Annotated in this window: 1 pseudogene; it reads left to right on the top strand. The window is 42.3% G+C overall.

What is annotated here, in order from left to right:
• A pseudogene (locus A3762_RS28775) lies at nucleotides 1-103 on the top strand (DNA-directed RNA polymerase subunit beta); the annotation flags it as partial.
• Nucleotides 104-284 lie beyond the last annotated feature (181 nt).

Raw genomic sequence — 284 nt, forward strand, 5'->3', positions numbered from 1 at the left:
TGATGGCGATCATCGTATGGAGCCTGGCATGCCAGAGTCCTTCAACGTATTGGTCAAAGAAATTCGCTCATTGGGTATAGATATCGAGTTGGAATCTGAGTAGTCAGTCGATAACCCAATGATTAGCGTCGCGGGCTGATTCAAATATGAAGCCCGCAAACAATAACTCCTACCGGAGCAAGCGATGAAAGATTTATTAAATTTGTTGAAAAACCAAAACGACTCTCAAGAATTTGATTCGATTCGTATTGGTTTGTCGTCACCTGAAATGATTCGTTCGTGGT

The organism is Oleiphilus sp. HI0125 (assembly GCF_001635355.1).